This is a genomic window from Janibacter corallicola NBRC 107790 (assembly GCF_001570965.1).
Classification (GTDB): Bacteria; Actinomycetota; Actinomycetes; order Actinomycetales; family Dermatophilaceae; genus Janibacter; species Janibacter corallicola.
The window spans coordinates 1-5,685 of the sequence record NZ_BCSR01000077.1 but is presented as its reverse complement, the minus strand read 5'-3'; the positions used below and the strand labels follow the sequence as shown (position 1 = coordinate 5,685).

Genomic DNA, 5,685 nt, shown 5'->3' with positions numbered 1-5,685 from the left:
GTGGAAGGCGGTGCCCCGCCGGCCGGCGACCTGCGGCGGCCCCGGCATCGGGCGGCGCAGGTCGCGCGCGAAGGCCTGCGGGTCCCGGGCCAGCGAGACCAGCTGCGAGGTGGACAGGTGGGCGGGCAGCTCGACCGAGGAACCCGCGCCGTGGGAGGCCCGCCGCTCCTCCCGCTCCGCGAGCAGGATCGCCAGGGTCTCGTCCAGCTCCACGGCGTCCTCCGGCAGCTCCGAGGGGGCCGCAGCGGCACCCTCTTCGCGCATCTGCCGGTCGGCGAGAGCGAGGGCCGGGCGCTCGGACGGCTCGGCCCCGTCGGGCCAGCCGACCTCGTGGGCGACCTCGAGCATCGGGTTGCGCTCCTCCTTGGTCTCGGGCATCTCGGCCCACCCGATCGTCCCGGCCCGACCGGTGGCGAGCACCTCGTCGAGGAAGCGTGAGGGCAGCCGCGGTACCTGGCCGGTGCGGCCCCACACCCAGGAGCCGAGGAGCAGCCGGCTGCGGGCGCGGGTGAACGCGACGTAGGCGAGGCGACGCTCCTCGAGCAGCCCGTGCTCGCCGTTCGCGGAGATGAAGCGCTCGACCTCGCCCTTGAGGGCGTCGCGCTCCCCCAGCGAGAGGTCGAGGTGCGGCAGGCCCGCTTCGTCCCCGCGGAGGGGGTAGGGGACCCCGTCGAGCCCGGTGAGCCACCCCGCGTCGTTGACCCGCCCGAGGGTCCAGGCGCCCTCCTTGAGGCTCGCCCGCGAGTTGTGCGCCGGGAACACCCCTTCGCCGAGGCCGGGGACGGCGACGATGTCCCACTCCAGGCCCTTGGCGGCGTGGCAGGTGAGGATCTGGACCGCCTCCTTCGTCGGCTCGACGACGGGCGCCTCGAGGCCGCGCTCCTGCTCGACCGCGGCCTCGATCCAGTCGATGAAGCCACCGAGGGTGGGCCGGTCGGCCCCCGCGGCGAAGTCGGCCGCGACGTCCTCGAAGGCGTCCAGGTGCGCCCGGGCCGCGGCAGGACTCCAGCCGGGGCGGGCGAGCACCTCGACGTCCACGCCCAGCTCGTGCTCGGCCTCGGCGACGAGGTCCGGCAGTGCCATCCCCGTGGCTCGGCGCAGCCGGCGGACCATGCCGGCGATCGTGTGGAGTCGCTCCAGCGCGGTGTCGCCGATGCGCTGCCCCCCGCTGCCGGTCCACCCAGGATCCGGCAGGGCCTCGAGCGCGTCGACGATCGTGACCTCCTCGGTCCCGCCGTCGTCGCGTCGGCCCAGGGAGCGCGCCCACGCGCCGAAGCCGTCGATGTCGGCCGCCCCGAGCAGGCCCGGTGGGCCGGTGAGCAGCCGCATCAGCTTGTCCCCGCGGGCCGGGTCCTGGACGACGGTGAGCAGCGCCACGACGTCGGCCACCTCGGCGGTGAGCAGCAGCCCACCGAGTCCGACGACCTCGTGGGGGATGCCGCGCAGCGCCAACGCGTCGACGACCAGCCCGAACTGGCTGCGCTTGCGACACAGCACCGCCGCGGTGTGGCGACCGTCCTGGCGGCGGGCTGCGATCCACTCCGCGACCTCGTCGGCCTCCTCGGCGGCGGTCGCGGCGCGCAGCACCTGCACCTGCCCCTGCTGGGCCCCCGGCCGGGGACGAAGGGGGGCGACCGGCACCGAGCTGCCGGACCGGAGGGGGCCGGCCACCTCGTTGGCGACGGCGAGGATCGACTCGTCGTTGCGCCAGCTCGTCGAGAGCTGGCGGACCGGCGCCGGGGCGCCGTCGGTGGCGAAGGCGCCCGAGAAGGTCGCCAGCGTGGTCGCGCTCGCGCCACGCCAGGCGTAGATCGACTGGTTCGGGTCGCCGACGGCGGTGACCGCCGCGGGGCGCTCCCCCTCGGGGGCGAAGAGCGAGCGCATGAGCACCAGCTGCGCCTCCGAGGTGTCCTGGAACTCGTCGAGCAGCACCACCCGGAAGCGGGCCCGCTCCGCCGCCCCGATGTCGGGGAAGCGGGAGGCCAGCCGGGCCGCGAGCGACATCTGGTCCGAGAAGTCCATGACCGACCGTTCGCGCTTGGTCTGCTGGTAGCGCGCCACGATCGGCAGCACGAGCCGCTGCTGCTCCAGGGGGGTGATCACCCGGTCGGTGAAGCCCTTGGTGAAGCCCTTTCCGGAGGACTCCACCCGCGCGAGGTGCCCGAGCACCTCCGCCGCGAAGGCCTCGACGTCGGCGGGGGTGCGCACGTGCTCGGCGAGCTCCCCGGAGAGTGCGACGACCGCGTTGGTCACCGTCGCCTCGACCTTGTCGATCTCCTCCATCGGCCCGTCCCAGGCCATGACGACCTCGTGGGCCAGCTGCCAGGTGGCGGCCTCCGAGAGCATGCGGGAGTCCTTCTCGTACCCCAGGCGGAGGGCGTCCTCGCGCACCAGCCGACCGGCGTAGGCGTGGTACGTCGAGATCGTCGGCGCGCCGCCGAGCGCGTCCGCCCCCGCCTCGGGGGGTGCCCACACGCCGCTGGACTCGAGGGTGGCCAGTCGCCGCGCGACGCGCTCGGCCAGCTCCCCGGCCGCCTTGCGGGTGAAGGTCAGGCCGAGCACCTCCTCGGGTGCGACGAGGTCGTTGGCCACGAGCCAGACCACCCGGGCGGTCATCGTCTCGGTCTTGCCGGAGCCGGCACCCGCGACGACGAGCAGCGGCTCGAGCGGGGCCTCGATGATCGCCTGCTGCTCGGGGGTCGGCGGGTGCTCCTGCCCGAGGGCCCGGGCGAGGTCGACGGCACCGATCCGGGGAGTCGTCATCGCAGACGACCTCCTTCCTCGTGGACGGGGCAGGAGGAACGCACCGGGCAGATCCGGCACCGGTTGTCCTCCGGCTGGGCGGCGAAGGTGGCCGCGGCCATCCCCTCCGCGGTCTCCTCGATGAGCTCGTGGACCCAGCGCGGGTCCTCCGCCTCGGTGAGCGGACGCTGCTCCTGGACGGCCTTGCCGGAGGTGTGCGCCCGCCCGAGCTGGACGAGGGCTGCTCCGGCGGAGTCGGTGCCCCGCCCCGTGAAGCCCCCCTCCTCGACCGCGACCTGGTAGGCGCCGAGCTGTGGGTGGACCTCGACGTCCTTGGCGGTGGGGGCCGAGCCACCGGTCTTGTAGTCGATGACCCGCAGCCGGCCGTCGGCATCCGCCTCGAGCCGGTCGACGCTGCCGCGCAGCACCGCCCGGCCGAGCTGCACCCGGAACTCCTCCTCCCGCGCGACGGGCTGCCACCCCTCGGCGGCGGCCCGGGCGTGGTAGGCGGCCAGCCAGTGCACCATCTGGCGGGCCCGGGTCAGCTTCTGGTCGGTGACCCACCCCGGGGGCATGCCGAGCTCGACCCAGCGACGGTCCAGCTCGGCGAGGAAGGCCTCCTCGCCGGCGTCGCCGAGGTCGTGGGCGATCTCGTGGACGAGGGTGCCGACCTCCATCGACGTGGAGCGCACCCCCTCGCCACCGGCGGAGGTGAGCAGCCACCGCAGCGCGCACTCGCCGAAGGACTGGACCTTCGAGGGGCTCACCGACACCCCGACGCCGGCCTCCCGCAGCGGCCGGTCGTCGCTGCGGTCGCGCAGCGCCCACCAGGAGGCGGGATCCGCGCCCGGCACCCCCGCCGCGGCGAGCTCGGCCAGCCGGGCGACCGCGTGGGCGACGGCGGCCGGGTCCGGGGAGACCAGGCGCTGCCGCAACGTCGCCACGAGCCCGGTGAGGTCCAGCGGCGCCGGCACGCTCGTGGGCTCCCGTCGCAGCGACTCCTCCGGCAGCGGGTCGACGAGGTCGAGGTAGACCGAGGGCTGCTCGTCCTCGGTGGCCACGGCGGTCACCAGCACCCGACGCCGCGCCCGCGTGAGGGCGACGTGGAACAGGCGCGTCTCGTCGTGCCGCACGGCCGTGGCCGCGCCGGCACCCGTGCGGTCCCGACCGGTGACGACGTCGACGAGCCGCTCCGAACCGAGCAGGGAGCCGCGCAGCCGCAGGTCCGGCCAAACCCCCTCCTGCACGCCGGCGACGACGACGGTGTGCCACTCCAGCCCGGCGGCCGACTGCGGGGTCAGCAGCGCGACCGCGTCCGGGTCGGGGCTCTGTGCGGCGAGGGTGTCCGCGGCGACCGACTGGGACTCGATCGCGTCGAGGAAGGAGTCCGGCCCGGACGCCGGCAACGCGTCCTGGTGCGTCGCTGCGGCGTCGAAGAGCGCGACGACACCGTCCAGCGCCCGGTCCGCCCGCGCCCCGGCGGGGCCGCCGGCGAGGGCGCTCGCCCGCCAGGCGTCGGCGACGCCCGTCGCCTGCCACAGCTCCCACAGGACGGACTCGGCGCTGACCCCCTTCGCCCAGGCCCCGTCCCCGTCGGTGCGGGCCGCGGCCACACCGGCGGCCACCACCTGCGCCAGTCGCAGCAGCGGGGCCACGTCGTCGCCGAGCAGGGTGAGCCGCTCCGGCGCGAGGACGAGCGCGGCGAGCAGCTCGTCGCTGGTACGGGTGCCCTCCGCGGCCAGCTCCTCGCGACGCAGCGTCCGACGCAGCCGACGCACGCCGACGGCGTCCAGCGCGATGAACGGACTGGCGAGCAGGTCCATGACGGTGCTCACCTCGGGCTCCTCGATCCGACCACGGGCGAGGTCGACGACGAGGCCCAGCAGCTGCAGCAGCGGTCGGGTCGCCGGTTCGTCACGCAACGGCACCCGCCGCACGTCGGCGTCCACGGGCACCCCGCGCCCCGCCAGCACCCGACGCAGCGTCGACTGCCGGGCGGCGCCCCGCACGATGACCGCCATCTCCCGCCACGGCACACCGTCGCGCAGGTGCGCCGCCCGCAGCTCATGGGCGACGAAGGCCGCCTCCTGGGCCGCGGAGTGGAGCACGTGCGCCTCGACGTCACCACCGGGGCCGACGGGAACCGGGTCGCGCTGCGCGCCCCCACCGAGCGCCGCGATCCGTGAGGTCACCCGGTGGTCCGCCTGCCCCAACCGCTGCGGCAGCCGGTGACCCTGACCCAGCACCAGGGGCGAGCCGGTGTGCCCGGGCCACTCCTGCACCAGGTGGACCGGGTCCGCGCCGCGGAAGCCCTGCACCGTCGCGTCCGGGTCGCCCACGAGGAGCAGGTCGACGCCGCCGCCGGTGAGCACGCGCAGCAGCCGCGCCGCGGGGGCGGTCAGCTCCTGGGCGTCGTCGACGACCACCACGCGCAGGCCGGAACGGACCCGGGCCCTGGCCTCCGGGTCCTGCTCGAGCAGCTCGGCAGCAGCGGTCAGCACCCACGCCGGGTCGTAGGCCCCGGGCCTCGCGAGCGCCGTGACCTCGTCGTACTCGCGGGCGACCGCTGCGGCACCGACCCACCCCGGTCGGTCGTGCTCGTGGCCCAGGGCGGCCAGCTCCTCCGGGGAGACGCCGTGCTCGATGGCCCGCATCAGCAGGTCGCGCAGCTCCTCCCGGAAGCCGCGCGTGGGCAGCGCCAGCTCGAGGTCCTCCGGCCAGGCCGGCCCGGCGCCGGAGTCCCGGTGACCGGCCAACAGCTCGCCGAGGACGACGTCCTGCTCGGCGCCGGAGAGCAGCCGCGGGGTCTCAGAACCGGTCAGACTCGCGTGCTGGCGCAGCACCGCGAAGCCCAGGCTCTGCATCGTGCGAGCCATCGGCTCGGTCGTCGCGCCGGTCAGCCCCCCCGTGACCGCGTCGCGGGCACGGGCCGCCGACAGGCGG

The 5,685-nt window shown here is 75.9% G+C and carries 2 protein-coding genes; both read right to left on the bottom strand.

Annotated elements, in window-relative coordinates; all coding sequences use genetic code 11:
* A partial coding sequence (locus tag JCO01S_RS15060; protein ID WP_068257608.1) for an ATP-dependent helicase occupies positions 1-2,763 on the bottom strand: 2,763 nt, incomplete at its 3' end.
* A partial coding sequence (locus JCO01S_RS15055) for an ATP-dependent helicase (protein ID WP_068257604.1) occupies positions 2,760-5,685 on the bottom strand: 2,926 nt, incomplete at its 5' end. The genes JCO01S_RS15060 and JCO01S_RS15055, both read right to left, overlap by 4 nt.